Annotated in this window: 25 protein-coding genes, 1 other RNA gene and 2 pseudogenes; 11 read left to right on the forward strand and 17 right to left on the reverse strand. The window is 73.5% G+C overall.

Annotation, left to right across the window (positions count from 1 at the left end; all coding sequences use genetic code 11):
- Both ACFZCP_RS17895 and ACFZCP_RS17900 read left to right on the forward strand, forming a co-directional pair.
- Window positions 1–100: pseudogene (locus ACFZCP_RS17895) on the forward strand (IS481 family transposase); the annotation flags it as partial.
- Window positions 101–180: 80 nt separating this feature from the next.
- The gene (locus tag ACFZCP_RS17900) at window positions 181–534 is read left to right on the forward strand and encodes a MazG-like family protein (RefSeq protein ID WP_391427966.1); all 354 of its coding nucleotides are present in this window, start codon (window positions 181–183) and stop codon (window positions 532–534) included.
- Window positions 535–572: 38 nt separating this feature from the next.
- Here ACFZCP_RS17900 and rnpB read toward each other — a convergent pair.
- The 6 genes and pseudogenes from rnpB to ACFZCP_RS17930 form a co-directional block, all read right to left on the reverse strand.
- Window positions 573–977, reverse strand: an RNA gene (gene rnpB / locus ACFZCP_RS17905) — RNase P RNA component class A.
- 118 nt (window positions 978–1,095) lie between these two features.
- Window positions 1,096–1,881 (reverse strand): annotated as a pseudogene (locus ACFZCP_RS17910) (DMT family transporter); the annotation flags it as partial.
- A 25-nt stretch (window positions 1,882–1,906) separates the two neighbouring features.
- The gene (locus tag ACFZCP_RS17915) at window positions 1,907–2,725 is read right to left on the reverse strand and encodes an AraC family ligand binding domain-containing protein (RefSeq protein ID WP_391427967.1); all 819 of its coding nucleotides are present in this window, start codon (window positions 2,723–2,725) and stop codon (window positions 1,907–1,909) included.
- A 270-nt stretch (window positions 2,726–2,995) separates the two neighbouring features.
- Window positions 2,996–3,505 carry a WHG domain-containing protein gene (locus tag ACFZCP_RS17920; protein ID WP_391428317.1) on the reverse strand — a complete coding sequence of 170 codons (510 nt, stop codon included), beginning with the start codon at window positions 3,503–3,505 and terminating at the stop codon, window positions 2,996–2,998.
- Window positions 3,506–3,509: 4 nt separating this feature from the next.
- Window positions 3,510–3,953 carry a DUF4260 family protein gene (locus tag ACFZCP_RS17925; RefSeq protein ID WP_391427968.1) on the reverse strand — a complete coding sequence of 148 codons (444 nt, stop codon included), beginning with the start codon at window positions 3,951–3,953 and terminating at the stop codon, window positions 3,510–3,512.
- Between the two features lie 104 nt (window positions 3,954–4,057).
- Window positions 4,058–4,798, reverse strand: a complete 741-nt coding sequence (locus ACFZCP_RS17930; RefSeq protein ID WP_391427970.1) for a TetR family transcriptional regulator — start codon at window positions 4,796–4,798, stop codon at window positions 4,058–4,060.
- A gap of 47 nt (window positions 4,799–4,845) precedes the next feature.
- Between ACFZCP_RS17930 and ACFZCP_RS17935 the strand changes: the two genes are divergently transcribed.
- From ACFZCP_RS17935 to ACFZCP_RS17945, 3 genes are read left to right on the forward strand one after another with little or no spacing between them, the layout of a single operon-like run.
- The gene (locus ACFZCP_RS17935; protein ID WP_391427971.1) at window positions 4,846–6,417 is read left to right on the forward strand and encodes an FAD-dependent monooxygenase; all 1,572 of its coding nucleotides are present in this window, start codon (window positions 4,846–4,848) and stop codon (window positions 6,415–6,417) included.
- Between the two features lie 33 nt (window positions 6,418–6,450).
- The gene (locus tag ACFZCP_RS17940) at window positions 6,451–7,206 is read left to right on the forward strand and encodes a MerR family transcriptional regulator (protein WP_391427972.1); all 756 of its coding nucleotides are present in this window, start codon (window positions 6,451–6,453) and stop codon (window positions 7,204–7,206) included.
- Entirely contained in the window at window positions 7,203–7,805 is a 603-nt protein-coding gene (locus tag ACFZCP_RS17945; protein WP_391427974.1) for a hypothetical protein, read from the forward strand. The genes ACFZCP_RS17940 and ACFZCP_RS17945 overlap by 4 nt, the downstream gene beginning before the upstream one ends.
- On the opposite strand, the gene ACFZCP_RS17950 is transcribed toward ACFZCP_RS17945, so the two are convergent.
- Complete coding sequence (locus tag ACFZCP_RS17950; RefSeq protein WP_391427975.1) at window positions 7,756–9,189, reverse strand: RNB domain-containing ribonuclease; 1,434 nt, start codon at window positions 9,187–9,189, stop codon at window positions 7,756–7,758. The genes ACFZCP_RS17945 and ACFZCP_RS17950 overlap by 50 nt on opposite strands.
- A gap of 141 nt (window positions 9,190–9,330) precedes the next feature.
- On the opposite strand from ACFZCP_RS17950, the gene yaaA reads away from it, so the two are divergent.
- Window positions 9,331–10,122: a peroxide stress protein YaaA gene (gene yaaA / locus ACFZCP_RS17955; RefSeq protein WP_391427976.1), complete on the forward strand. Its 792-nt coding sequence runs from the start codon at window positions 9,331–9,333 to the stop codon at window positions 10,120–10,122.
- A 263-nt stretch (window positions 10,123–10,385) separates the two neighbouring features.
- Complete coding sequence (eda, locus tag ACFZCP_RS17960; protein WP_391427977.1) at window positions 10,386–11,048, forward strand: bifunctional 4-hydroxy-2-oxoglutarate aldolase/2-dehydro-3-deoxy-phosphogluconate aldolase; 663 nt, start codon at window positions 10,386–10,388, stop codon at window positions 11,046–11,048.
- Here eda and ACFZCP_RS17965 read toward each other — a convergent pair.
- The 3 genes from ACFZCP_RS17965 to ACFZCP_RS17975 are packed head-to-tail and all read right to left on the reverse strand — an operon-like array spanning window position 11,020 to window position 14,210.
- Window positions 11,020–12,549 carry a bifunctional RNase H/acid phosphatase gene (locus ACFZCP_RS17965; protein ID WP_391427978.1) on the reverse strand — a complete coding sequence of 510 codons (1,530 nt, stop codon included), beginning with the start codon at window positions 12,547–12,549 and terminating at the stop codon, window positions 11,020–11,022. The genes eda and ACFZCP_RS17965 overlap by 29 nt on opposite strands.
- Before the next feature lie 12 nt (window positions 12,550–12,561).
- A complete protein-coding gene (locus ACFZCP_RS17970; RefSeq protein WP_391428318.1) occupies window positions 12,562–13,305 on the reverse strand; it encodes a C4-type zinc ribbon domain-containing protein in 744 nt (247 codons plus the stop codon).
- On the reverse strand, window positions 13,302–14,210 hold the full coding sequence (locus ACFZCP_RS17975; RefSeq protein WP_391427979.1) for a Nif3-like dinuclear metal center hexameric protein: 909 nt from the start codon (window positions 14,208–14,210) through the stop codon (window positions 13,302–13,304). The genes ACFZCP_RS17970 and ACFZCP_RS17975 overlap by 4 nt, the downstream gene beginning before the upstream one ends.
- 188 nt (window positions 14,211–14,398) lie before the next feature.
- On the opposite strand from ACFZCP_RS17975, the gene ACFZCP_RS17980 reads away from it, so the two are divergent.
- Both ACFZCP_RS17980 and ACFZCP_RS17985 read left to right on the forward strand, forming a co-directional pair.
- The gene (locus ACFZCP_RS17980; protein WP_391427980.1) at window positions 14,399–15,604 is read left to right on the forward strand and encodes a hypothetical protein; all 1,206 of its coding nucleotides are present in this window, start codon (window positions 14,399–14,401) and stop codon (window positions 15,602–15,604) included.
- Window positions 15,605–15,698: 94 nt separating this feature from the next.
- On the forward strand, window positions 15,699–15,857 hold the full coding sequence (locus tag ACFZCP_RS17985; protein WP_391427982.1) for a hypothetical protein: 159 nt from the start codon (window positions 15,699–15,701) through the stop codon (window positions 15,855–15,857).
- Between the two features lie 202 nt (window positions 15,858–16,059).
- On the opposite strand, the gene ACFZCP_RS17990 is transcribed toward ACFZCP_RS17985, so the two are convergent.
- The 3 genes from ACFZCP_RS17990 to ACFZCP_RS18000 are packed head-to-tail and all read right to left on the reverse strand — an operon-like array spanning window position 16,060 to window position 18,991.
- Window positions 16,060–16,998: a 3-oxoacyl-ACP reductase gene (locus tag ACFZCP_RS17990; protein WP_391427983.1), complete on the reverse strand. Its 939-nt coding sequence runs from the start codon at window positions 16,996–16,998 to the stop codon at window positions 16,060–16,062.
- 11 nt (window positions 16,999–17,009) lie between these two features.
- On the reverse strand, window positions 17,010–18,086 hold the full coding sequence (locus tag ACFZCP_RS17995) for an alcohol dehydrogenase catalytic domain-containing protein (RefSeq protein ID WP_391427984.1): 1,077 nt from the start codon (window positions 18,084–18,086) through the stop codon (window positions 17,010–17,012).
- A 29-nt stretch (window positions 18,087–18,115) separates the two neighbouring features.
- On the reverse strand, window positions 18,116–18,991 hold the full coding sequence (locus ACFZCP_RS18000) for a MaoC/PaaZ C-terminal domain-containing protein (protein WP_362679201.1): 876 nt from the start codon (window positions 18,989–18,991) through the stop codon (window positions 18,116–18,118).
- 493 nt (window positions 18,992–19,484) lie between these two features.
- On the opposite strand from ACFZCP_RS18000, the gene ACFZCP_RS18005 reads away from it, so the two are divergent.
- On the forward strand, window positions 19,485–20,771 hold the full coding sequence (locus ACFZCP_RS18005; protein WP_391427986.1) for a histidine kinase: 1,287 nt from the start codon (window positions 19,485–19,487) through the stop codon (window positions 20,769–20,771).
- A 109-nt stretch (window positions 20,772–20,880) separates the two neighbouring features.
- The gene (locus ACFZCP_RS18010) at window positions 20,881–21,492 is read left to right on the forward strand and encodes a response regulator (protein WP_391427988.1); all 612 of its coding nucleotides are present in this window, start codon (window positions 20,881–20,883) and stop codon (window positions 21,490–21,492) included.
- Between the two features lie 24 nt (window positions 21,493–21,516).
- On the opposite strand, the gene ACFZCP_RS18015 is transcribed toward ACFZCP_RS18010, so the two are convergent.
- From ACFZCP_RS18015 to ACFZCP_RS18030, 4 genes are all read right to left on the reverse strand, one after another.
- Entirely contained in the window at window positions 21,517–22,335 is an 819-nt protein-coding gene (locus ACFZCP_RS18015; protein ID WP_391427989.1) for a hypothetical protein, read from the reverse strand.
- The gene (locus ACFZCP_RS18020) at window positions 22,335–22,874 is read right to left on the reverse strand and encodes a SigE family RNA polymerase sigma factor (RefSeq protein ID WP_391427991.1); all 540 of its coding nucleotides are present in this window, start codon (window positions 22,872–22,874) and stop codon (window positions 22,335–22,337) included. Before ACFZCP_RS18020 ends, ACFZCP_RS18015 begins: the two co-directional genes overlap by 1 nt.
- A gap of 51 nt (window positions 22,875–22,925) precedes the next feature.
- Complete coding sequence (locus ACFZCP_RS18025; protein ID WP_362679180.1) at window positions 22,926–24,374, reverse strand: MFS transporter; 1,449 nt, start codon at window positions 24,372–24,374, stop codon at window positions 22,926–22,928.
- Window positions 24,375–24,632: 258 nt separating this feature from the next.
- A complete protein-coding gene (locus ACFZCP_RS18030; protein WP_391427992.1) occupies window positions 24,633–25,820 on the reverse strand; it encodes a beta-ketoacyl synthase N-terminal-like domain-containing protein in 1,188 nt (395 codons plus the stop codon).
- Window positions 25,821–25,925: the final 105 nt, after the last annotated feature.

Genomic DNA, 25,925 nt, shown 5'->3' on the forward strand with positions numbered 1-25,925 from the left:
CGAGTGGCTGCACACCTACAATCACCACCGCGGACACACCGCGCTCAAGGGCCAACCACCCGCCAGCCGCGTCCCCAACCTCACAGGGCAATACAACTAGGCCGTCCGGAACACCGGCTCATCCGGGGTACTGGCCCATTCCGGACACGGCAGACTGCGGGGAATGGCAGGCTGCCGGGCATGACCGATCAGGACACCTCCGCGGCCCCTGCCCTCCGGGACTTCTGGCCGACGATCGACGAACTCTGGAGCCGCCTGGAGGAGACGCGCAGGCACGCCGGGCAGGAGGGCGTGCTGCTGCGCATCCTCAAACTCTCGGAGGAGGTCGGCGAGGTCGCCGAGGCGGTGATCGGCGCGACCGGCCAGAACCCGCGCAAGGGGGTCACGCATGCGTGGGAGGACGTCGAGTCCGAACTGTGCGACGTCGTGATCACGGCCCTGGTGGCACTGCGCACACTGACACCGCAGGCGCGGGAGGTCTTCGAGCAACACCTGAAGAGGGTGCGGGACCGGCCGCTCGGACCATCGTCGTGAGCCGGAGGGTGAAGCCTCTCCTCCCGCGCAGGAGGAGGCAGACGAGTCGGGCTGTACGCCGGGTTCTGTTCCGAGGGGTCCTCGCGGGCCCCTCGGCGACGGCCATCCATCTAGGGCCGACGTTGCCGCCGGCCTCGTGCGGTCTACCCGCGGACTCGGGCGGGCAGCCCTCGAACGTCCGCGCAGAGCGCGTCTTACGGCGCTCCTCTTGACCTTGCTCCGGGTGGGGTTTACCTAGCTGCCCAGGTCACCCTGGGCACTGGTGGTCTCTTACACCACCGTTTCACCCTTACCGAGGACCGAGGTCCCCGGCGGTCTGCTTTCTGTGGCACTGTCCCGCGGGTCACCCCGGGTGGCCGTTAGCCACCACCCTGCCCTGTGGAGCCCGGACGTTCCTCGGGAAGCCCCCTAGGGGGACTCCACGCGGCCGTCCGCCCGGCTCGTCTGCCGTGTCGACCATGGTACCGGGCGGGTGGACCGGCGCGGACCGGAGGCCGCCGTCGCCAGGACCGAGCCCGTCAGGATGAGGGCGAAGGCGGCCAGCACGGTGCCGGTCAGCGCTTCGCCCAGGAACAGGGCGCCCGCCGCCACCGCCACCGCCGGGTTGACGTAGGTGATCACCGTCGCCCGCGTCGGGCCCGCCTCCTTGATCAGCTCCAGGAACGCCACGAAGGCCACCGCCGTGCAGATCACCCCCAGGCCCGCCAGGGCCGCCAGGACCGAGGGGGACGGGAGGGAGGACGGGCGGGTCAGGGCCGCCGCGGGGGCGTAGACCAGGGCCGCCAGGGTCAGGCATGCCGCCGTGAGGTGCAGGGACGGGACGTTCTTCAGGCTGCGTGCGGCTATCAGGGGCGCCGTCGCGTAACCCAGGACCGTCACCAGGACCTCTGCCAGGGAGAGGGAGTCGCCGCCGGTCAGGTGCGGGAGGGTCAGGACCGTCACGCCCGCCAGGCCCAGCATCAGTCCCGTGACGCGGCGGGCTCCCAGGTGTTCCGCGTCCGACGGGACGAAGAGGCGCGAGACCAGGAGTCCGACGATCGGTACGCCCGCTATCAGCAGGCCCGCCGTCGAACTGGACAGGTGCCGTTCGGCGTCGGTGAGGGTGAACCAGGGGCCCATGATCTCCAGGGCCGCGAACGCCAGCATGGGGCGCCAGTGGGTCCGGACGGTCCCGGCGAGGCCGCCCTGGCGCAGGGCGAAGGGGAGCAGCAGGGCCGCGCCGAGCGCGCAGCGCGTGAACACCACCACCGGCGGGGACACCGCGTCCACCGCCACCTTGATCATCAGATAAGGGATGCCCCAGACCACTCCCATCAGGGAGAACAGGAACCAGCCGCGTGCAGTCATACGGCGAGTTTCGGCCGCCCCTTCCTCAGCTGTCTTGAACGCTGTTGCGATAGGCCGCCGGGGTCACCCCGAGCACCCTGCGGAACCATCGCGTCAGGTGCGCCTGGTCGGCGAAGCCCACCAGGCCCGCCACCTCGGCCGGGCGCAGGCCCGCTTCGAGGAGGCCGCGGGCCCGGGCCACCCGGTGCTGGGCGAGCCAGGCGTACGGGGGTATCCCCATCGTCGTACGGAAGGCCCGCAGGAGCTGGTAGCGGGACAGGCCCAGGTCGGCCGCGAGCAGGGCGAGGGAGGGCGGGGCGGTGAGTTCGTCGGCCAGGCGGTCGCGGACGGTCAGGGCGACCGCTGCCGCGCCCGGGACGTGGTCGGACACCGGTCTCGCCGTGGAGTGGCGGTGGGCCAGGGCCGTGAGCAGCCAGGGGAGGCGGGATTCAGCCTCCAGCGGATCGGGGCAGGCGCTGAGTTCGGCGTGGGTCAGGCGGAGGGCGGCGGCCAGTTCGGGGTCGTCCAGGAGGGGTTCACGGAAGTGCGGGAGGCCGCCGAGGGTGCCGTCGGCCAGCAGGGAGGGCTCGGCGTACAGGGCGCGGTAGGCGTAGCCGTCGGTGGTGGTGCCGGGTCCGCCGGTGTGCATCTCGCCGGGTTCGAGGACGACGATCGTGCCGGGGCCGGTTCGGATGTGGCCGCCCCGGTAGTCGATGACCTCACAGCCGCCGACGCACACGCCCACGGTGTACTCCTCGTGCGCGTGCGGGGCGTAGACGTGCCTGCGGAAGCTCGCGGTCAGGAGGTCGAGCGGGGGTCCGCAACGTCCGAGCCTGGCCCGCGTCCACAGCGCCTCTTCCGCCATCGTGCACCCCCTTGCCGTACTGCCTGCCACCGCCGGGACGGCGTTACCGCCGCTGCGACTGCCGCACTGCCTGCCGCCGCTGCGACTGCCGTACCGCCGGCCGCCGCTGCTCCGGCTCCGGCTGCCGCCGCTGTCTGCCAATGCGGCGCTGTCTGCCACCGCTGTTGCTGCCGTACCGCCTGCTCCTGCCGCTGCGGCCGCCCAGCCGTCTGCTATCGCTGCTGCTGCGCTGCCGTCTTGCCACAGCTGCTGCCGCCGTGCTGCCTTCTCCTACCGCTGCAACGCCTTCAGGCCCCGCTTCCATGCCGCGTCCAGGTCGGCGTCTGCGGGAAACCGGCCGTGGATCTCCAGGATCACCATGCCGTGGGCGAAGGCCCAGACGGCGCGGGCGAGGTCCTGGTCGCCGGCGCACGTCCGCAGCAGCGGCAGGGCGGCCCGGTCCTCCAGGCCGACGGGGAGTTCGGTGCGCGGCAGGGGGCGTTCGGTGCCCAGGCAGTACAGGTGGGGGTGGGCGAGGGCGTAGGCACGGTAGGCCTCGGCGAGCACGTCCAGGTTGCCGGGGGCGCCGGCCTCGGCGGCCTCCAGGGTCTCGGCCGTCTCGGTGAGCAGCTGTGCGGTCAGTTCGACCTCGACGGCGTGCTTGTCCGGGAAGTGCTTGTAGAGGGAGGGGGCCTTGATGCCGAGGCGGTCGGCGAGGGTGCGCATGGTGAGGGCGGCGGCCCCGGACTCCTCCAGGAGGGCGCGGGCGGCCGCGGCGACCTCCCGTGCCCTCGGTGTCAGGCGCTCAGCCACGCTGGAAGCCCTCCTTCGTGCGCAGTCCGTATCCGAAGGCGCGATCGTACGAGATGTGGGCGAGCCAGCCGCACAGGGCCGCGAAGGCGGGGGCCCAGGCGAAGGGGGCGACGGCGTAGACGAGCAGCAGCGCGAAGGGGATCAGGGCGCGGTGCATGGCGTTGTAGTACGGCACCGCGCGCGGCGGCAGCTGCCCCTTGGCCATGCGGGGCGCCTCGTCCAGGGCGACGAGGAAGGTGAGGTCGGGCAGGACGAGGAAGAGGAGGGCCGCCCCGCCCGCGAGCCAGCCGTGGTTGACGCCTTCGAGCACGGCGAAGGCCGACCAGAACAGGGCGCTCGCCAGCCAGGCCGTGCGGCGGACGGCGGTGCGGGTGGAGCCGGTGGAGCGGGTGGAGCCGGTGGAGCGGGACGGGGTGACGGTGGTCGCGCTGGTCATGGCTGCCTCCGAGGGAGATGCGGTCGTGCGGCGCCGAGGCCGGCGGACCTGGTCACCAGCCCTGCTGGCTAACGCCGTTAACCACGACCGTACGGCTAACAGTGTTAGCCGTCAAGGGTCCGCTCTCCGCCCTCCTGCAGCAGCGTCCGCTCCAGCGCGTCGAAGGCCGCCCCGATCCGGGCCCGGTGATCCTCGGCGATCCCCTCCGCCCGCTCCCCCGCGAGCAGGCGGCGCGCGGAGGCGACGTACACCGAGCGATAGGCGGCGACCGTCAGGGCCGCGAGGAGGTCCGGAGCCGCGACCCCCGCATCGGCGAAGGCCGCGGCGAGCGCCGCCTCCACCTCCTCGACCCCTTCCCGGGCGCGGGCACGCAGACCGGGCGAGTCGAGGACGATCCGCCAGAAGGGCGGGAAGCGGTCGGCGATGCCGCTCAACGGGTGCCGTGCATCGAGGAGTTCGAGGGCGAGGCGGCGCAGCGCGGCGAGCGGGGTCTCGCCGGGGCCGCGTCGGCGCACCGCTTCACTGAAGACCTCGACGGCCTCCGGGATGCGGTCGAGGAACAGGTCCTCCTTGCGCGGGAAGTAGTTGAAGACCGTCATGGTGGAGACGCCGGCCGCCCGGGCGATCTCGGCGACGGTCACCTTGTCGAAGCCGCGCTCCACGAACAGCACCGTCGCCACGTCGGAGATCCGCTGCCTCGTCTGCCGCTTCTTGCGCTCCCTCAGAGGGAGCGCCGCCTCTTCGTCGCCCGCCGGACGGCCGGCTGTCACACCTTCACCCGCCAGGCCGCCGGCCGTCGCGCCTTCGCCCGCCAGGCCATCACCCGTCACGCCGTCATCCGTCATGAGAAAACTATAGCCGATCAAAACTTTTAGTGACTATAGTGATGCTCATGACGACGACGGATTACGACGTGGTAGTGGCCGGCGCCGGGCCGGTGGGGCTGTTCCTCGGCTGCGAGCTGCGGCTCGGCGGGGCCCGGGTGCTGGTCGTGGAGCGGCTGACCGAGATCGACCGGACGATCAAGGCGGGCGCGGTCAACATCCCGAGCGCGGTGGCCTTCTACCGGCGGGGGCTGCTGCCCGCCATGGCGGTCGTGTGGGAGGCCGCACGGGAGCGCATGCGCGCCGCCGGGAACGGGCACAGGATTCCGCCGAAGTTCGCCGGGCACTTCGCCGGGATCATGATGAACCCCGATCTGTTCGACGGCTCCGACCCCGCCTGGTCGGACGTAGGCCCGGCCGCCGAGGCCGGACTCGGCGTGCCGCAGGCCGAGTTGGAGCGGATCCTGGCCGAGCGCGCCGAGGAACTGGGCGTCGAGGTGCGCCGGGGCGTGGAGCTGACCGGTTTCGCCGCGGACGGGGACGGTGACGGTGACGGTGACGGGGTGACCGTGCGCCTCGGCGGCGACGGCGGCGCCGAGGAGATCCGGGCCGGCTGGCTGGTCGGCTGCGACGGCGGCCGCAGCACGGTCCGCAAGCTCGCCGGGTTCGACTTCCCCGGTACGGCCCCGGAGATCACCGGCTACCAGGCCGTCGTGGAGCTGACCGGCGCCGAGCGGCTCGGCAAGGGCTGGAACACCACCGAGGTCGGGACGTACGCCCACGGGCCCTTCCCCGGTCGCATCCTCACCGTGGAGTTCGACGGGCCGCCCGCCGACCGCTCGGCACCCGTCACCGCCGAGGAGCTCCAGGCGAGCCTGCGCCGGGTGTCGCAGGTGCCGGAGGTGGCCGTCACGAAGGTGATCTCGGCGACCCGGTTCACCGACAACGCCCGGCAGGCCACCGACTACCGCAAGGGCCGTGTCCTGCTCGCGGGCGACGCGGCGCACGTGCACTCGCCGTTCGGCGGACAGGGGCTCAACCTCGGCATCGGGGACGCGATGAACCTGGGCTGGAAGCTCGCCGCCGTGGTGTCCGGCCGGGCGCCGGAGTCCCTGCTCGACAGCTACACCGCCGAACGGCATCCGATCGGCGCCTGGGTGCTCGACTGGACCCGCGCGCAGATCGCCCTGATGCGCCCCGACCGGCACGCCCGCGCCCTGCGCCGCGTGGTGACGGACATGGCGCTGACCACCACCGGCACCACCTACCTGGTCACGAAGATCTCCGGCGTCTGGCAGACCCACGACCTGCCCGGCGACCACCCGCTGACCGGCCGCAGCGCCCCCGACCTGGTACTGGCCGACGGCACCCGGCTCGGCGACCGGCTGCACACCGGCCGGGCCCTCCTCCTCGACCTCGCGGACGACGCCGGGCTGCGCGCCCGCGCCGAGGCGTACGGCGACCGGCTGGACGTCCTGACCACCTCCTGCCCCGCCCGGCCGGGTCTGGCCGCGCTGTTCGTACGGCCGGACGGGTTCGTGGCCTGGGCGGCGGACACCGGGGACGACGGCAGCGCACTGCCCGGGGCCCTGGAGCGCTGGCTCGGCACCCCCCTGGCCACCGTCCGGCCGTCCGCTTGACCCTGCCGCGACGTCAACGTCTGTACTGGTCCCATGCGGATCGGAGAACTCGCCGCCGCGGTCGGCGTCACGACGCGCGCGGTACGGCACTACCACCACCTGGGCCTGCTGCCCGAACCCGAGCGGCTGTCCAACGGATACCGGAACTACACCCTGCGGCACGCCGTCGTCCTCGCCCGGATCCGGCGCCTGACCGAGCTGGGGGTGGGCCTGGCCGAGGTACGGGACGTGCTCGCCGACGACGCCGGCAAGGACCTGGCGGAGGTGCTCACCGAGCTGGACGAGGACCTCGCCCGGCAGGAGGCGGCGGTCCGGGAGCGCCGGCAGCGGCTGCGGGCGCTCCTGGAGGCCGGCACCGCCGGGGAGCCGTCCGCCTGGGGACCGCTCTCCCCCGAGCTGGCCCGCCTGCTCGCGGGGCTGCCCGACACGGGCTCCCCGATGGCCGCCAAGGACCGCGAGATGCTCGCCCTGATCGAGACCACGGCCGCCCCCGAGGCCCGCGAGCGACTGCTGTCCGCGCTGCGCGGCGCCCTGGACGACCCGGACGTCCTGGCGCGGGTGCAGGAGGCGTACGCGCTGCTCGACGCGCTCGCGGACGCGAAGACGGGCGACCCCGGTGTGGAGCGGGCCGCGCGGGCGCTGGCCGCCTGCATCCCCGCCGAGTTGCTCCGGGCCGAGGACGTCGGCGAGCACGACGCCTTCCTGCGGGCGTTCTACGCCGACTTCGCACCCGCGCAGGCGGAGGCCGTCCGCCGCGCCCTCCATCTCCTCACCGGGGAGCGGCCATGAGGATCGTCCGCGGCCTGGTCCGGCACGAGGCGCGGCTGTGGACGAGCCTCGCCCTCTGGGCGACCCGGCGCACCCACGGCACGGACGGCGGGCGGGCGTTCGGGTACGCGCGCGGCCAGGGAGCGACGATGGCCGGTCTGGTCGTCGTGTGCGCGGTCGAGACGTTCGGCATGGCCGTGCTGCTGCGCGAGTGGCCCGTGGCGCACCGGGTGGTGCTGGCCCTGGACGTCTACACGGTGCTGCTCGTCGTCGGCCTGCACGCGGCCGGCGTGGTGCGCCCGCACGTCCTGACCCCGGACGCCCTGCGCGTCCGCCAAGGGGTCCACGTGGACCTGCGCATACCCCTGGAGGCGCTCCGCGCCGTCCGCCGGGAGACCCGGATCACGCACCGGCCCGCCGAGGGCGAACTGGACCTGGCGGTGGGCTCGCAGACCTCCGTCACGCTCGAACTCCGCACGCCCGTCGCCCATGTGCCGCTCCTCGGCCGTCCCCGTGAGGTCGGGGTGGTCCGGCTGCACGCCGACGACGCGCGGGCGCTCGTGGGCGCCCTCACGCGGGCACGAACAGGGCCTTCGCCGTCCCCGGATCCGCCCGGGTGAGCCGGACCCGCAGGCGCTGCCCGAGCGTCAGATGCTCGCCCTCGATCCGCCCGATGACGGCCGGGGACGCCAACTGCACGGTTCCGGAGGCTGGTTGGTGGTCCGAGAGCTCCACCACACAGGCCTCGAAGAGGTCTCCGACCCGGTCCTCCAGAAGGGCGGCCTCGACCAGGTCGATGCACTCCCGCTCGACGGTGGCCGCGCGGCGGCTGCCCTCGGCCATCTGCCGGGGCAGGGCGTCGAGCGCGGCGAGCACCCAGTCGGGCGGGGCGTGGCCGGCCGCGGCCGCGAGGCACAGCTCGCAGGCGTAGCGGTCGGCCAGGCGGCGCAGCGGGGCGGTGCAGTGGGTGTAGGGGGCGGCGACGGCGGCGTGCGTGGTGATCGCGGGCAGCTGCCCGTCCCGGAAGACCGTGTAGCCCGCGCCGCGCAGCAGGGTCGTGCACTCCTGGAGGAAGGCCGCGTGCCGGGGTCGGTGCGGGTCGAGGGTGCGGATCAGCGCCGCGTACGACACATGGTGCGGCCACTCGATGTGCAGGGCCGTCGCGGTACGGCGCAGCCGGGCCACCGCGCCGTCGGGGGCGGCCGGGAGGGTGCGCAGGACGCCGTTGCCGGCGCTCAGCATCAGGTCGGCGGCGGCCATCCCGGTGAGCAGGGAGATCTGGGCGTTCCAGCCGTCGGCGGGCAGCGGGGCGCGATAGGCCAGCTCGTAGGTGTGGTCCCGTTCGGTGATCTCCTGCTCGGGGACGTTGAGGGAGATGCCGCCGCGCTCCACCTCCAGCGCCTCGCGGGCGCGGCCGATCTCGCCGAGCAGCGCGACCGGTTCCTCGGCCGTCCCGTCGTCGATCCGGCGCTGCACACCGGCGTAGTCGAGCTTCGCCCGGCTGCGGACCAGGGCCCGGCGCACGTCGACGGCGACGGTACGGCCCTCCGCGTCCAGGTCGAGGGTCCACAGCACGGACGGCCGCGGCTGTCCGGGCAGCAGGCTCGCGGCGCCCTCGCCGAGCACGGCGGGGTGCAGCGGGATCTGCCGGTCCGGGAAGTAGAGCGTGTTCACCCGCCGGTGCGCCTCCGCGTCCAGGGCGCCGCCGGGTGCGACGAACGCGGCGACGTCGGCGATGGCGTACCGGACCCGGTAGCCGGTGCCCCGCCGGGACAGGTGCATCGCCTGGTCGAGGTCGTCGGAGGCGGGCGGGTCGACGGTGAAGAAGGGGATGTCCGTGGCGTCGTGCGACGGCAGGGCGGGCGCCTTGGCCGCGCGCTCCGCCTCCTCCCGGACCCCGGCCGGGAAGCTCTCCGGGATGCCGAGGCCGTCGCGGAGCGCGGCGAGGGCGACCCTCAGAGGGGCCTCGGGGGCGCCGGTCACGCGGATGGGGCGGCGGGGCATACCACCGAGCGTAGGCACAAAGCGGCCCGTCCGGCCTTCGCGGACGGGGCCGTTCCGGCCGAACGGGGGTCCGGGGCGGTGCCCCCGGGCGGTCACGGCGAAAGCCGTACCCTTGCGCGGAGGTCTACGTAAGGAGTACGTGTGCTTGTCCTGCTGCCGCCCTCGGAAGGCAAGGCGTCCTCGGGCCGTGGCGCCCCGCTGAAGCCGGAGTCGCTGTCCCTGCCGGGGCTGACCGGCGCGCGGGAGGCCGTCCTCGGGGAGCTGGTCGAGCTGTGCGCCGGGGACCCCGAGCAGAACGAGAAGGCGCGCGAGGTGCTCGGGCTGAGCGAGGGACTGCGCGGCGAGATCGCGAAGAACGCCGGACTGCGCACGGCCGGTGCCCGCCCCGCCGGGGAGATCTACACCGGTGTCCTGTACGACGCGCTCGGCCTGGCCTCGCTGGACGCGGCCGCGAAGAAGCGCGCCGCGCGCTCGCTACTGGTCTTCTCCGGGCTGTGGGGCGCGGTGCGGGTGACGGACCGGATCCCCTCCTACCGCTGCTCGATGGGCGTGAAGCTGCCGGGGCTCGGAGCGCTGGCCGGTCACTGGCGTGCGCCGATGGCCGAGGTGCTGCCCGAGGCGGCGGGCGACGCACTGGTGCTGGACCTGCGCTCGGCTGCCTATGCGGCGGCCTGGAAGCCGAAGGGCGAGGTCGCCGGGCGGACGGCGACCGTACGGGTGCTGCACGCGCCGACGCGGAAGGTCGTCAGCCACTTCAACAAGGCGACGAAGGGCCGGATCGTACGGAGCCTGCTGTCGGCCGGGGCCGCTCCCCAGGACCCGGCCGCGCTGGTGGACGCGCTGCGGGACCTCGGGTACGAGGTGGAGACGCAGGCGCCCGGGAAGGCGGGGAAGCCGTGGGCGCTGGACGTGCTGGTGGAGGAGATCCACTAGGGGCCGGCTGACGGGCGGAGGCCGGTCGACAGGCCTTCCGAAGGGATCGGATGACGGGCCGGAGGCCGGCAGGCAGGCCTTCCGAGCGGCCGTCGCCTGCGTCGGGAGGCCATCGCCTACCTCGGGAGGCCGTCGCCTGCCTCGGGAGGCCGTCGCCTGCCTCGCCTGCCTCCGGGAGGCCATCGACCGGGGCCGTCGGCCAACTCATTGCAGCATGCGCAATGACCTTTGCGCATAGTGCTGTTCGTGGGCACGATGAGGGCATGACCTCGCCGCTGCCCTCCTCTTCGGCTGCCTCCGTGCTGGATCTCGCACCCGTCGTCCCCGTGGTGGTCGTGCCGGACGCCGCCGTCGCCGTACCGCTGGCGCGGGCCCTGGTGGCCGGCGGGCTGCCCGCGATCGAGGTGACCCTCCGGACCCCGGCCGCGCTGGACGCGATCCGGGCGATCGCCGACGAGGTGCCGGACGCCGTGGTCGGGGCGGGCACGGTCATCACGCCGGAGCAGGTGGCGCGGTGCGTGGCGGCCGGGGCGCGGTTCCTGGTCAGTCCGGGGTGGACGGTCGCCCTGCTGGAGGCGATGCGCGGGTCCGGGGTGCCGTTCCTGCCCGGCGTGTCGACCACCTCGGAGGTCGTCGCACTGCTGGAGCGCGGGGTGAGGGAGATGAAGTTCTTCCCGGCGCAGGCGGCGGGCGGCACGGCCTACCTGAAGTCGCTGGCCGGCCCGCTGCCGCAGGCCCGCTTCTGCCCGACCGGCGGCATCGGTCCGGTGACCGCGCCGGAGTACCTCTCCCTGCCCAACGTCGGCTGCGTGGGCGGCAGTTGGATGGCCCCGGCGGACGCGGTGGCCGCCGGGGACTGGGCCCGCGTCGAGGAGCTGGCGCGGGGCGCCGCGGGACTCAGGGACGCAGGTGGGACGTGTCGTTGAAGAGCCGCACGCTCGCGTTGCCGTCCGCGTAGTACGCCACCGCCGACAGGGAGGCGGCGGACAGTTCCATGCGGAACATCGACTCGGGCGGAGCGCCGAGGGCCAGCCGCACGAGGGTCTTGATCGGGGTGACGTGCGTGACCAGCAGGACCGTGCGGCCGGCGTACGCCGCGACCAGCCTGCGACGGGTGGCCTCCATCCGGGTGCCGGTCTCCGCGAAGCTCTCGCCGCCGCCGGTGGGGTGGGCCTGAGGGTCGGCGAGCCAGACGTTCAGGTCGTCCGGGTGGCGCTCACGGACCTCGCCGAAGGTGAGGCCCTCCCAGGCGCCGAAGTCCGTCTCGCGCAGGCCGTCCTCGACCGTCACGTCCAGGCCCAGACGGGCGGCCACGATGCCGGCGGTCTCCCGGGTGCGGGCGAGCGGGGAGGCGAGGATCGCCTGGATCGTGCCGCGCCTGGCGAGTGCCTCGGCGACACGGCGGGCCTGCTCGCGACCGGCGTCGGAGAGGGAGGGGTCGGTGCCGCCGCTGCCGGAGAAGCGCTTCTGGGGGGTGAGGGGGGTTTCGCCGTGGCGGAGGAGGACGAAGGTGGCGGGGGCGCCCATGTCGGGGGCGGCGCTCCAGCCGGGCCGTTGCTCGCCGGAGGTGGCCGGGTGTCCCCCTCGGCTGCCGGCAGGGGACTGATCGCCGGGGGCCGGGGCCGTGGAGCGCTGCTCACAGGAAAGGGCCGCCGCGTCCGCCGTCGCCCGCTCACGGCTTCGGTCGAGCGGCGGGACCCCCGGCGCCCCAGCGGCACGGCTGCCCTCGGCCGCGTCGGCCGGAGCGGCTGCCTCGGCTGAACCGGCTGCCTCGGCCGAAGCGGCTGCTGCGGCTGCACCTGACGCGTCAGCCGCAGCGGCGGGCGCGCCGGCCGTGGCGGCAGACGTATCGGCCCTAGCGGCAGACGTATCGGCCGTGGCGGGTGTTCTGGTGCGGGTCAGGGCCGCTCGGGCCTTTGCCGCGCCTGCTGTCGCGTCGCCCGGTGGGCCCGGCGGCTCCGGGGCGGCCGCTGGGGTGTCCAGGGCGGCGCGGGACCCGGACGGGGTCCACTGCTCGCCCTTCGCCCCCGCGTCCATCGCCTCGTTGGCCAGGCGGTCGGCGTGCTTGTTGCGTTCCCGCGGGATCCACTCGTAGGTGATGCGCTCCGGCGGGAAGATCCGGCGCGCCTCGGTCGCGAGCGGCTTCAGGTCGGGGTGCTTGATCTTCCAGCGGCCCGACATCTGCTCGACGGCGAGCTTGGAGTCCATCCGGACGCCGACCCTCGCGGTGGGGTCGAGGGCGTGCGCCGCGCGCAGGCCGGCCAGCAGGCCCCGGTACTCGGCCACGTTGTTCGTGGCGACGCCGATGTACTCGGCGGCCTCGGCCAGGACCTCCCCCGTCGCCGCGTCGCTGACCACGGCCCCGTAGCCCGCGGGCCCCGGGTTGCCCCGCGACCCGCCGTCGGCCTCGACGATGAACTCCCGCACCGCGCAGGCTCCCTACAGACCCGACTCGGCCGTGCGCACCAGGATGCGGCGGCAGTTCTCGCAGCGGACCACCGTGTCCGGCGCCGCCGCGCGGATCTCGCTCAGCTCGGTGATCGCCAGCTCCTGGCGGCAACCCTGGCAGGTGCGGGCGTACAGCTTGGCCGCGCCGATGCCGCCCTGCTGCTGGCGCAGTTTGTCGTACAGCTTGAGCAGGTCCGCGGGAACGGTGCCGGCGATGACCTCGCGCTCCTTGGTCACCGTGGCGGCCTCGCCGTCGATCTCCTCGAACGCGGCGTCCCGGCGGCTGCCCGCGTCGTCGATCTTCGCCTGGACGGAGGCGACCCGCTCGGTCAGCTCACGGGCCCGCTCCTGCGCGGCCTCGCGGCGCTCCATGACCTCCAGGACGACGTCCTCCAGGTCGCCCTGCCGCTTGGCGAGCGAGGCGATCTCGTGCTGGAGGTTGGACAGGTCCTTCGGCGAGGTGACCGCGCCGGAGTCCAGGCGCTGCTGGTCGCGGGCGGCGCGCTGGCGCACCTGGTCCACGTCCTGCTCGGCCTTGGTCTGCTCACGGGCGCAGTCGCTCTCCTCGGTCTGCGCGGCGACCAAGAGGTCGCGCAGCTGCGTCAGGTCCTTGGTCAGCGACTCGATCTCGGCGTGCTCGGGCAGGGACTTCCGCTTGTACGCCAGCTGCTGCAGGCGGACGTCGAGGGACTGGACGTCGAGGAGTCGGATCTGGTCGGCGGGCGCGGCGTTCAGTTGGGGGCTCCCGTTGTATCGGAAGAGGCGCTCGAAGCGCTCGTGGGAAGGGCGGTGGTGGGCGACGGGTGGGTGAGGACGGAGGACGCCGCGTGGGCGGTCCAGGGGTCGGTGACCGTCTTGGAGACATGGACCCTGAGGTCCCAGCCGTGACGGTCGGAGATCTCGTCGAGCTGGGCTGCGGCCAGCTCGCACCAGGGCCACTCGGTGGCCCAGTGCGCCGCGTCGAGCAGCGCGAGAGGACTGTGGGCGACGGCCTCGGAGGCCGGGTGGTGGCGCAGGTCCGCGGTGAGGAAGGCGTCGACGCCGGCCGCGCGGACCTGGTCGAAGAGGCTGTCGCCGGAGCCGCCGCTGACGGCGATCGTGCGGATGACCGCCCCGGGGTCGCCGGCCACCCGGATGCCCTGCGCGGTGGCGGGCAGCCGCTCGGCGGCCCGGGCGGCCAGCTCGGCGAGGCTCAGCGGATGGTCCAGCTCGCAGATGCGACCCAGGCCGCGGCGGCCTTCGGGGTCGGCCGGGTCCGGCACGAGGGGGCGTACGACCCTCAGGTCCAGCGCCCCGGCGAGGGCGTCGGAGACGCCCGGGTCGGCCGTGTCGGCGTTGGTGTGGGCGACGTGCAGCGCGATGTCGTTCTTGATGAGCGTGTGCACGACCCGGCCCTTGAAGTGCGTGGCCGCGACCGTGGTCGTACCGCGCAGGTAGAGCGGGTGGTGGGTGACCAGCAGGTCGGCGCCGAGCTTCACCGCTTCGTCGACGATCTCCTGGACGGGGTCCACGGCGAACAGGACCCGGGTGACCTCCTGGCCGGGGTCGCCCACGACCGTGCCGACCGCGTCCCAGGACTCGGCCCGCTCGGCGGGCCACAGGGTCTCCAGCGCGGCGATGACTTCAGACAGACGGGGCACGGGGAAAAGGCTACCTGTCCGTTCTGCGGGGCTGTACCGCTCTGCTCCCGCGCGGCCCAGCTCAGCACATGCGTCTCCGTTCCCTCAGGCGAATCGGTTCTGCAACACCCGTATGTGTGAAGCCCGGGTCAGCCGGTCCCACGTCTGTGCGTGCGAAAACTAGCTTCGTCGCAGGAGGTGACCGAACGATGACGGCCTGTGCGATCGAACCCCCTTCCACCGGGGCGTCCGGTGCGGACGACGGTGTGCCCCGGGCGGGATGCGCCATCACGGCGGGCGGCGCGTACGCGGCCCGCCTCGCGCGGGACGGCGACTCCTTGTTCCCGGAGCGCTGGACCCTGGACGGCCCGGAGCCGTACGCGGTCCCGCTGCCCGGCAACCAGCCGGAGGAGCCCGGCACCGAGGTGCAGCCGATGGCGGACGGGCGGGTGCTGATCCACCGGCTCGTCGAACGGCGGCACGCCTTCTCCCTGCTCTACCCGACCGGCCCCGGCACCGGCGAGCTGCCGCTGGGCGCGGTGGAGTCCCCGGAGCCCGGCACCCGGCTCGCTCTGCTCCCGCCGGCGCCGGGCGGCGCGTCCGCCTACGCCCTCGCCGTCGGTCCGCGCTCCACGGCGGTGTGGCTGGTGGCGGGCGGCGCCTTCGGGCCCGAGCAGCTGGCCGAGGTCCCGGGGCACTGCTCGGGCGGGGTCTGGCTGGACCACACCGGGCGGATGCTGGCGCTGGACCGGGAACTGGGCGGACGCACCAAGGCGGTCGTGGTGGACCTGGAGCGCGGCGGCGAGATCTCTCCCCTGCTGCAGATCGCGGACGGCAGCGACGATCGGCTGCTGCTCGCCGACCCGGACAGCGGACTGCTGCTGCTCTCCTCCGACGCCCCCTCCCCGGGGCAGGAACGATTGGGCTGGGGGGTCCTGGGCAGCACGCTGCCGGTGCGCTTCCCGGAGTGCCTGCGCATCCCGGACTGTGCGGTGACGCCGTTCGCGATCCAGCCGGGGCAGGTGCTGATGCCGGAGAACTGTGCGGTGGCGCTGCGCATCGACGGGCCGGTCGGCAGCTGGGTCGGCATCTGGCGGCCCGCCGAGCGGAGGGTGTGTCATCTGGCTGCGCCCGACGGGTGGCTGACCGGGTCCGGGCTGTGGACGCGGGACGCGGTGCTGCGACTGCCGTACGCCACGGGGGAGGTCCGGTGCGGCGTGGCGGAACTGGCGGCGCCCGGGCAGGAGATGCCGGGACCCAAGGACGCGGGCCTCGGGGATCCGGCCCGGGTCGGCTCCGGGGCCGGGGTGCCCGGAGTGTCCCGCCCGGCGGCGGAACCGGAACCTCCGGAGCCGGTCGCGGCCCGGCCTGTACCGCTGCAACAGGCACCGCTCGGACGACTTGTAACGAAGTAGCACCGGTCGGCGTGGCCGCCTGGATCCGGCCCGAGGTGCGCCGGTTACACTCGCCCGGCTGTAAGAGATCATGTTGACGGGGTGAATACTTCCGATGAGCGACACCAGCACGACGGAGCAGCTGTCTGCCGACTCTCAGAAGGCTGTCGGCCACGGCCGGCACCGGGGCCCGATCGCGGCCCAGGACGGAGAGACGACTGCGCACGGCCGGCACCGCAAGCCGGCCGAGGAGAGCGCAGAGGCGGCTGCCTGACCGTAAGAGAGAAGAGGGGCTTTCCGTCACCGGACGGAGAGCCCCTCCTTCTTTTCGCCCGCGTCGGCGCCCGCGCCCGGGGTTGCCTGCATCCGCGTTCGAGAACTCCCCTCAGCCGCGCTCCGGTGTTCCCCTCAGCCGCGCTCCAGGGTTCTCCTCAGCCGCGCTTCAGGATTCGCCCCAGCTCCGCTTCAGGGTTCCCTCACCCGCGCTTGAGGCCGAGTACCTCCGCCGCGGCGAACGTCTCCCCCGGCTGCCGGTCCGCGTAGTGCGGGGTGAGCAGCGCGTCGAGTTCGTCGTAGGTGAACGTCTCCTGCTTGCTGTCGAACTTCGCCTGCACCCGGGGCCGTTCCATGACGGCGACCATGCCGCCGTGGACGACGAGCAGCTGGCCGTTGACCCCGGCCGCGGCGGGCGAGGCCAGATAGCCGACGAGCGGGGCGACATGCTCGGGGGCGAGCGGGTCGAGGCCGTCCCCGGGCCGGGCCAGGCCCGCGAAGACGTCCTCCGTCATCCGGGTGCGGGCCCGCGGGCAGATCGCGTTGGCCGTGACGCCGTACTTGGCGAGGGCGAGCGCGGTGGAGGTGGTCAGGCCGACGATTCCGCCCTTGGCCGCCGCGTAGTTGGGCTGCCCCGCGGAACCGGCGAGGAACGCCTCCGAGGAGGTGTTCACGATCCGCCCGTACACCGGTGCCCCGGCCGCCTTGGACCGCTCGCGCCAGTGTGCGGCCGCGAAGCGGGTGGTGTTGAAGTGTCCCTTGAGGTGGACGCGGATCACCGAGTCCCACTCGTCCTCGGACATGGAGAAGACCATGCGGTCGCGCAGGATGCCCGCGTTGTTGACGAGGACGTCCAGCTTGCCGAACTCGGCGATCGCCAGGTCGACCAGGTCACGGGCCTGCCCGAGGTCGGCGACGTCGCCGGTGTGCGCGAGAGCCCGGCCGCCGCTCGCGTGGATCTCGGCGGCGGCCTCCTCGGCGGGGCCCGCGCAGGCCGCGCCGGAGCCGTCGCGGCCCGGCTGTCCGTAGTCGTTGACGACGACGGCCGCGCCGAGCCGGGCGAGTTCGAGGGCCTCGGCCCGGCCGAGGCCGCGCCCGGCGCCGGTGACGACGGCGGACAGCCCTTCAAGTGGCAGTGACATCGGTCAGGTCCTCAGATCTCGATGCACGTACGCAGGGCGGTCCCGGTACGCATCTGGTCCAGTGCCTCGTTGATCTCCGCCAGCAGCACCCGGTGGGTGATCAGGCCCTCCAGGTCGACGCGGCCCGCCCGCCACAGGGCGATGGTGCGCTCGTAGGAGCTGAGGACGTCCCCGCCGCCGTACATGGACGGCAGGATCCGCTTCTCGTCGAAGAACAGCTCGAACATGTTGAGCTGCAGGAAGTCGTCCATGGCGCCCGCGCCGACCACGACCAGGGTGCCGCCGCGCCGGGTGTTCTCGTAGGCGGTGCGGGCGGTGGCGGACCGGCCGACGACCTCGAAGACGTAGTCGAAGCCCTCGCCGCCGGTGACCTTCTGCCTGACGTCGGCCAGCTCCTCCGGCGACACGGCCTTCGTGGCGCCGAACCGCAGCGCGGACTCGCGCCGCGAGGCGACCGGGTCGACGGCGACGATCTCGGCGGCACCCTTGAGCCGGGCCCCCTGCACGGCCGAGATGCCGACGCCCCCGCACCCGATGACGGCGACCGAGGAACCGGCCCGGACGTCCGCGGTGTTGAGGGCGGCACCCAGGCCCGTCGTCACCCCGCAGCCGATCAGGGCGGCGATGTCGAAGGGCACGTCCTCGGGGATCGGCACCGCGCAGCCCGCGTCCACGACGACCTCCTCGGCGAAGGTGCCGGTGCCGGCGAAGCCGAAGACGTCGCCGCCGGGGCGCTTGAAGTTGGGGGTGCCCGCGTTCATGAACCCGGCCAGGCACAGCTGGGTCTGGCCGCGCCGGCAGGCGGGACAGGCGCCGCAGGCGGGCAGCCAGCACAGGACGACCCGGTCGCCCGGCTTCAGGTGACGTACGCCGTCGCCGACTTCGAGGATCTCGCCCGCGCCCTCGTGGCCCGGCACGAAGGGGGCCGGCTGCGGCAGCACCCCGCTCATGGCGGACAGGTCCGAGTGGCACAGCCCGGTGGCCCGCACCCGGACCCTCACCTTGCCGGGCCCGAAGCCCACCGCCTCGATGTCCTCGAGGACCTCCAGCTTGTCCTGGCCGATCTCGTGCAGTACGGCTGCGCGCATGGTGCGGCTCCCCTCGGGGGTGGGTTGGCTCAGGAGTGTCGGACGATGGTGTCGGCGAGGACCGGCGCGTCGTCCCGCTCCACGGCGCTCACGGCCACCCTGACGCTGCCCTCCTGCCGCCACATGCGGATGCGCAGGGTCTCGCCCGGGAACATCACCCCGGCGAAGCGCGTGGTGTAGGAGCGGACCCGGGTCACATCGCCGCCGAGCAGCGTGTCCACGACCGCCTTCAGCGTGATGCCGTAGGTGCACAGCCCGTGCAGGATGGGCTTGTCGAACCCGGCGAGTCCGGCGAACTCGGGGTCGGCGTGCAGCGGGTTCCAGTCGCCGGAGAGGCGGTAGAGCAGGGCCTGGTCCTCGCGCACCGGGCGTTCGACGATCCGGTCGGGTTCGCCGGCGGGCGCGTCGAGGCGGCTGGACGGGCCCCGGTCGCCGCCGAAGCCGCCCTCGCCGCGTACGAAGATCTGGGAGTCGTCGGTCCACAGAGGGCCGTCGGCGTCGGCGACCTCGGTGCGCAGGACCAGGATGGCGGCCTTGCCCTTGTCGTAGAGGGCGGCGAGCCCACGGGTCACGGTCGCCGTGCCCTCTGCCGGGATGGGGCGGTGGATCTCCACCGTCTGCCCGCCGTGCAGGACCTTGGCCAGTTCGACCTCCACACCGGGCAGGGACAGCCCCCTGATCACGCCCGGCGAGCCGGAGCCCGCGACGGTGGCGAAGCTCGGCAGGACGTGCAGCCGGGACTCCAGGGTGTAGCGCAGCTCGTCGGGATCGGTGGCGGGGCTGCTCTTGTCCGGGTTGGCGCCGGCGCCGATGCCGAGGTGGTAGAGCTGGACGTCCTTGGTGCTCCAGGTGATCTCGCCGGTCCGGGGCTCGGCGGCGAGGGCCTTGGCTGCGTCGATGGGCATGGGGCTCCTGACGGGTCTCAAGACCTCGGTGCGGACGTCCGCACCGTCGGCCGCACCGAGGTCGTCCACGGGTCGGATCTAGAACGCGTTCCAGTCCGGCGCCCCCTGTATAGCCCAGCGTTCCGCAGTTGTGAAGGCTCCTGACGTCGCGTCAGATGGTGGGGGTGTGACATTTGTACCGCCCGAGTGCGGACATCCGCATCTGCCGGGGCGGCGCCCGGCCTCCTACCGTCGTAGGCATGGCACAGACGCAGCGCGCCGGGTTCCGCACGGGGACGGCCGGGCGGCACGGCGCCGTGCGCGCTCCGCACGCACCGGCACGGACGTCACGAGCGGCGGGACCGCGGCCCGGCCGGGCGCCCCGGTCATGGAGGGCTTCGGCCCGCCTCCGGTGCGATCATCATGCTGACCATCCGGCTGCCGGCGTCCGGTTCGTACGCTGTGCTGCCGCACCGCCGTGGGGCGGGCACCATCTGATCGGGGGAACAGGAACATGTCGTGGTGGACGGAGACGAGAAGGCGCATCCGGTGCATGCGCGAGGCGCGGGCCCGCTGGCAGGCGGACATGGAGGCCTTCAAGGTCGCACAGCGGGCCGCCGGGAAGAACGGGAAGGCACCGGCCGTCGACCACCCGGGCCCGCCGCCCACGGGCTTCACCCTGCTGCCCTGGCTGCTGATGGGCATGGGGGCCTTCTCCAACCTGCTCCAGGGCAGGACCCCCGACCCGTGGATCGGCGCCCTGGGCCTGCTGGCCTTCAACTCCCTGTACGTCTACATCACCTTCCGCGCCTTCGACCGCGCCAAGCGCGAGGCGCTCTCCACGCGGGTGGCGCTGCTCCTGATGGCCCTGCTGACCACGGGCCTGGCCATCGGGTACGGCGGCAACTGGCTGATGTTCTTCCCGCTGCTGGGCCTCGCGACCGGCGCCACCCTGCGCGGCCCCTGGCTGGGCCGCACCGGCGTGCTGCTCTCGGTGTACGCGGGGGCCGTCTCCGGCGTCCGCGACGGCTGGGGGGACGCGTCGAACATCGGCTACGCGACCTTCCTGTCCAGCATGGTGACCGCCGCGATCCTCGGCCTGTCCGAGGCCGTGCGCGAGCTGCGCGCCGCCCGGGAGGAACTGGCCCGGCGCGCGGTGGAGAAGGAGCGGCTGCGCTTCTCCCGCGACCTGCACGACCTCCTCGGACACACCCTGTCGGTGATCGTGGTGAAGTCGGAGGCGGCCCGGCGGCTGGCCCCGCGCGACATGGACGCGGCACTCACGCAGATCGGTGACATCGAGTCGGTGGGACGGCAGGCCCTCACCGAGATCCGCGAGGCGGTGACCGGCTACCGCGAGGGCAGCCTGGCCACCGAGCTGACCCGGGCCCGCTCGGCGCTGTCCGCGGCGAGCGTGGAGCCGGTGGTACGCCAGTCCGGGACGCCGCTGGCCCCGCAGACCGAGGCGCTGCTCGGCTGGGTGGTGCGCGAGGCGGTCACCAACGTCGTGCGGCACAGCGACGCCACTCGCTGCGAGATCACCGTCGAGAGCACCACCGAACAGGCGCGGCTCACCGTCACCGACAACGGCACCGGCACGGCGGTCGGCCGGCCCCGCGAGGGCATCGGCGGCACCGGCCTGAAGGGGCTGACCGAACGCCTCGCGGCGGCGGGCGGCTCCCTCACGGCCGGCCCGTCGCCGCGCGGCGGCTTCACGGTCACGGCCGGCCTGCCCGTGGAGCCGGCGCAGCCGGCGCAGCCGGCTGCGGCCGTGGCGGCTACGGCGTCCAGGGCGGGCTGACCGCCCGGCTCGCGTCGTCGCTGGAGGTCGTCACGCCCTCGAAGAAGGAGCCGATGGAGCCGAACAACGAGGAGCCTTTGACGGGACCGCTCTTGGCTACGCTTGGGCCGTGACGAACATCCGAGTCCTGCTCGCCGAGGACCAGGGCATGATGCGCGGTGCCCTCGCCCTGCTGCTCGGTATGGAGGACGACATCGAGGTGATCGCCCAGGTCTCGACCGGCGACGCGATCGTTCCGGCCGCCCTGCTGCACCGTCCGGACGTGGCGCTGCTGGACATCGAACTCCCGGGCATCAGCGGCCTGGACGCGGCTGCCGAACTGCGGGAGCAGGCGCCGGACTGCCGGGTGCTGATCCTGACCACCTTCGGGCGGCCCGGCTATCTGCGCCGGGCCATGGAGGCCGGAGCCGCCGGGTTCCTCGTCAAGGACGGGCCGGTGGAGGAGCTGGCCGCGGCGATCCGGCGGGTGCTCACCGGGGAGACGGTGGTCGATCCGGCGCTCGCCGCGGCGGCGCTCAGCGCCGGACCGAATCCGCTGACCGCCCGGGAGTGCGACGTGCTGAAGGCGTCGGCGGACGGGGCGACGGTCGCCGACGTCGCCGGCCGGCTCCATCTGTCCGAGTCGACGGTCCGCAACTACCTGTCGTCCGCCATCGGCAAGACGGGTACGCGCAACCGGGCGGAGGCGGTGCGGGAGGCCCGGCAGCAGGGGTGGCTGTGACCCCGCGGTGGCCTCCCGGGGCCGCTACTTCGTCACCTCCGCCGAGTCGTAGGACGTTCCTTCCGGTGCCACGCACGTGAACCAGTTGGCCCCCTTGAAACCGTCCACCGAGCGGATCGCCGATCCCGTGTCGTGGGCGGAGAAGCCCTCGGCCCGCTCGGCCACGGCCGTCGTACCGTCCTTCCAGTGGCAGGTGACCTGCCGGGCGGTCCTGGCGACCATGCCGATCACCAGCCGGCCGGAGCTCTCGCCGGTGTAGCCGAGGCGGGTCGCAGCGGCCTCCATGTCCGTGCCGGAGAACCGCTCGAACTTCTCGACCGAGTTGAACATCACCTGCTGCGGCCGGTGCTCGCCCCAGCCGCGGGTCGCGAAGTACGAGATCCGGCCGATCAGGTCGGCGGGCTTGCGCGCTTCCGCCGGCTGGATGCCCAGCTCGGCCATGGCGTCGAACTGCCGGTCCGCCTCGGCCTCGTCGCGCGGTGCTCCCCACACCTGGACGGCGGCGTGCCACTCCTTGCCCCGGTAGGTCCCCCGCGCCAGCTCGGTCCGCTGCGGCTCGTACACGTGCCGTGCCTCGGCCGAGGCCGGCGGCTTCGCCACGTTCGCCTGCCGGTCCGCATGGCCGCCGCCCGGTAGCCCCGTCACCGCCAGGGCGCCCGTCGTCCCGGCCACCACCACCGCCGTGGCCGACGCCACCGCCCACCGCCGGGCCCTGCGCCGACGGCCGCCACGCAGCACCGCGTGCACCGGCGCCGTGCCGATCTCGACCCCGTCCGCGGCGTCCGCGAGGAGGAAGGCGATGTCCGTCTGCGTCATGTCGTGCATCTCCCGGTCCGCGCTCATCACTTCCGCCCTCCCTGCGTCACCGTCTCCACCAGTCCCGGCAGGGCACGCAGTTTCGCGATGCCCTTGGCCGCGTTGCTCTTGACCGTCCCGACCGAGCAGCCCATGGCCTCCGCCGTCTGGGTCTCCGTCAGGTCCTCCCAGTAGCGCAGGACCACCGCCTCGCGCTGCCGCACGGGCAGCTGGACGAGCGCCTTGAGCAGGGCACTGCGGTCGTCGGCCTGTGCGATCCGGTCGCCCGTCTCGGGCACCTCGTGCACCAGGCCCGTGTCGTCCTTCGGCGCCAGGAACTCCTTGAGCCGTCTTCTGTGCCTGCGCGCATGCGCGTTGATCATCACGCGCCGTACGTAGGCCTCCGGATCGTCGGCCGAGGCGACCTTGCGCCAGTGCACATAGACCTGTTCGAGCGTCGACTGGACCAGGTCCTCCGCGGCGTGCTGCTCCCCCGTGAGGAGAAATGCCGTACGCATCAGCCGCGGCCAGCGACCGATCATGAAGCTCTGGAACTCCTCGTCCCGAGCCTGCTTCCGATCCCCCATGGGCACCTCCTTGATGTCAAAAGGAGTCCACGGGCCGCCCGGACCGTTGCCTCAGTGCGCGGAACTCGGAGAAATCTTCCGCGGCAGCCACAGCAGCATGAGCACCGCCCCGCCCAGCAGCACCCCGGTCCCGGCACGGAACGCCAGCGCGTACCCCTCGGTCAGCGCCTCGGCCCCGACACCGTCTCCGGTGCGGGCGGTGCGCGACGCGGCGATCGTCGACATGACCGCGAGCCCGAGCGAACCGCCCATCGTGCGCGAGGTGTTGACCAGACCGGACACCAGTCCGGCGTCCGAGGGGGTCGCCCCCGAGGTGGCGAGCGCGGCCAGCGGCGTCGCCGAGAGTCCGGCGCCCAGCATCATGAGGATCCCGGGGACCATGATGGAGGTGAGATACGCGCCGTGGGCGCTCATCGTCGACTGCCACGCGAACCCGGCGGCCGCCACCAGCGCCCCCAGCACGGCCACGTTGCGTGCGCCCAGCGTCGGCAGGTAGCGGGGGGCGAGCTTGGAGCCGAGCACCACCGCCAGGGAGCTGGGCACCAGCGCGAGTCCGGCGCCCAGCGGCGAGTAGCCGAGCACGTTCTGCGCGTACAGCGTCATGAAGAACCACATGCAGAACATCGCCGAACCGCTCAGGAACATCGCCGTGTTGGCCGACGCGACCGAGCGCAGCCGGAACAGTCCGAGCGGCATCAGCGGGGCCGCGGTGCGGGCCTCGACGGCGAGGAACAGCCCGACCAGGGCGAGTCCGGCGGCCAGCGGCACCAGCGTGGCCGCCGCCGTCCACCCCTCGGCCTCGGTCTGCGAGATGCCGTAGGCCAGCGTCGCCAGACCCGCCGTCACCAGCAGCGCGCCCGGCAGGTCGAGCCGCCGCCGCTCCCCCGCGCGGCTCTCCGTGAGCCACGTCAGCGAGCCGGCCAGCACCACCGCGCCGACGGGCACGTTGATCAGCAGCACCCAGCGCCAGGACAGCGTGTCCACCAGCGCTCCGCCGACCAGGCCGCCCGCGGCCCCGCCGCCCGCGCCCACCGCCGTCCAGGTCGCGATCGCCCGCGCCCGGGCCGGGCCCTCGGGCACCGCCGCCGTCAGCAGGGTCAGCGTCGAGGGCGCCAGCACCGCCGCGCCCAGCCCCTGCACGGCCCGCGCGAGCAGCAGCTGCCAGCCCTCCTGGGCGAGCCCGCCGCCCAGCGAAGCCAGCGTGAACAGGCCGAGCCCGACCAGGAACATGCGCTTGCGGCCGTACAGGTCCCCGGCCCGCCCGCCGAGCAGCATGAACCCGGCGAAGGCGATGGCGTACGCGTTCACCACCCACTGCAGGCCCGAGGCGCTCAGCCCGAGGTCCGTGCGCATCGAGGGCAGGGCGACGTTCACCACCGACACATCGAGCACGACCAGGAACTGTCCGGCGCAGGCCAGCGCCACCACCAGCCAGGTGGGCGGGGTGACGCGGCGGGATATGAGGGGCGAGGTGTCGGCGGCTTCCAGCATGAGTGTCATGCTCTCAACCCCGTTACGGTCCTTGCATCGGCTTTTCGGACCACCGGGTCCTGGGTCGTACGTCCTAGGCCTGCACGGCACCGTGGGACTACGCCCGGACGGCACCGGGGGACGCCCGGACCGCGCCGAGGGCTACGCCCGGACGGCACCGGGAGCTGTGCCCCGACGGCACCGGGAACTACGTCCTGACGGCACCGGGAGCCACGCCCGGACCACTCCGTGTCCCGCGCCCGGACCACTCCGCGTGCCGTGCCCGGGCTAGACCGCCCGCAGCAGGGTCACCACCGCGGCCCCGCCCAGACCGATGTTGTGGGCGAGCCCCACCCGGGCCCCGGCCACCTGCCGCTTGCCCGCCTCGCCGCGCAGCTGCCAGACCAGCTCGGCGGCCTGGGCGAGGCCCGTCGCACCGAGCGGGTGGCCCTTGGAGATCAGCCCGCCGGACGGGTTCACCACCCAGCGGCCGCCGTACGTCGTCGCCCCGGACTCCACGAGCTTGCCGGACTCCCCGGCCGGGCACATGCCGAGCGCCTCGTAGGTGAGCAGTTCGTTGACGGAGAAGCAGTCGTGCAGCTCCACGACGTCCACGTCCTCGATGCCGAGCCCGGCCCTCTCGTACGCCTGCCGGGCCGCCTCGCGGGACATCGGCTGCCCGACGACGTCGATGCACGAGCCGGACGCGAAGGACTCCCCGGTGTCCGTGGTCATGGCCTGCCCGGCGATCTCGACCAGTCCGGTCAGGGAGCGCTCCTCGGCGAACCGCCGCGAGACCACCACGGCCGCGGCCGCGCCGTCCGAGGTCGGCGAGCACTGGAGCTTGGTCAGCGGCCTGTGCACGGTGCGCGCGGCGAGGATGTCGGCCACCTCGTAGACGTCCCGGAACTGGGCGTTGGGGTTGTGCGCCGAGTGGCGGTGGTTCTTGGCCGCGACCGCGGCGAGCTGGGCCTCGGTGGTGCCGTGGCGCTCCATGTGCTCGCGGGCCGCGTCGCCGAAGATCTGCGCGGTGGGCGGGCTCGTCTCGAATCCGTGCCGGGCGGCCATGATCCCGTAGTGCCGGGCGACCGGGGACGTGGCGAAGTCTCCCCCGTCGGCCCCTCCTCCGAGCGCGCCCTTCTTCATCTTCTCGAAGCCGAGGGCCAGCACGCAGTCGCAGACACCGCCCTCGACCAGCTGGCGGGCCAGCATCAGGGCGGTCGCGCCGGTCGCGCAGTTGTTGTTGACGTTGTAGACGGGGACACCGGTCAGGCCGAGTTCGTAGGCGGCGCGCTGCCCGGCGGTCGAGGGCTGGAAGCAGTAGCCGACGGGAACCTGTTCCACATCGGAGTACGCGAGGCCGGCGTCCGCGAGTGCAGCGCCGCCCGCCTCCCGAACCATGTCCCAGTACTGCCATTCCCGGCTCTCGGGCTTCTCGAAGCGGGTCATACCGACCCCGGCGACATAGGCCTTCATGGCGCGGAGAGTAGAACGTGTTCCACCAACACGCCAGACCCTGACGACAGTTCAGAAACCCATGGACTGGTCAAGAATTCATTAGGGGCCCGAAGCAACGGAATA

The organism is Streptomyces sp. NPDC007971, assembly GCF_042958635.1.
GTDB lineage: Bacteria > Actinomycetota > Actinomycetes > Streptomycetales > Streptomycetaceae > Streptomyces.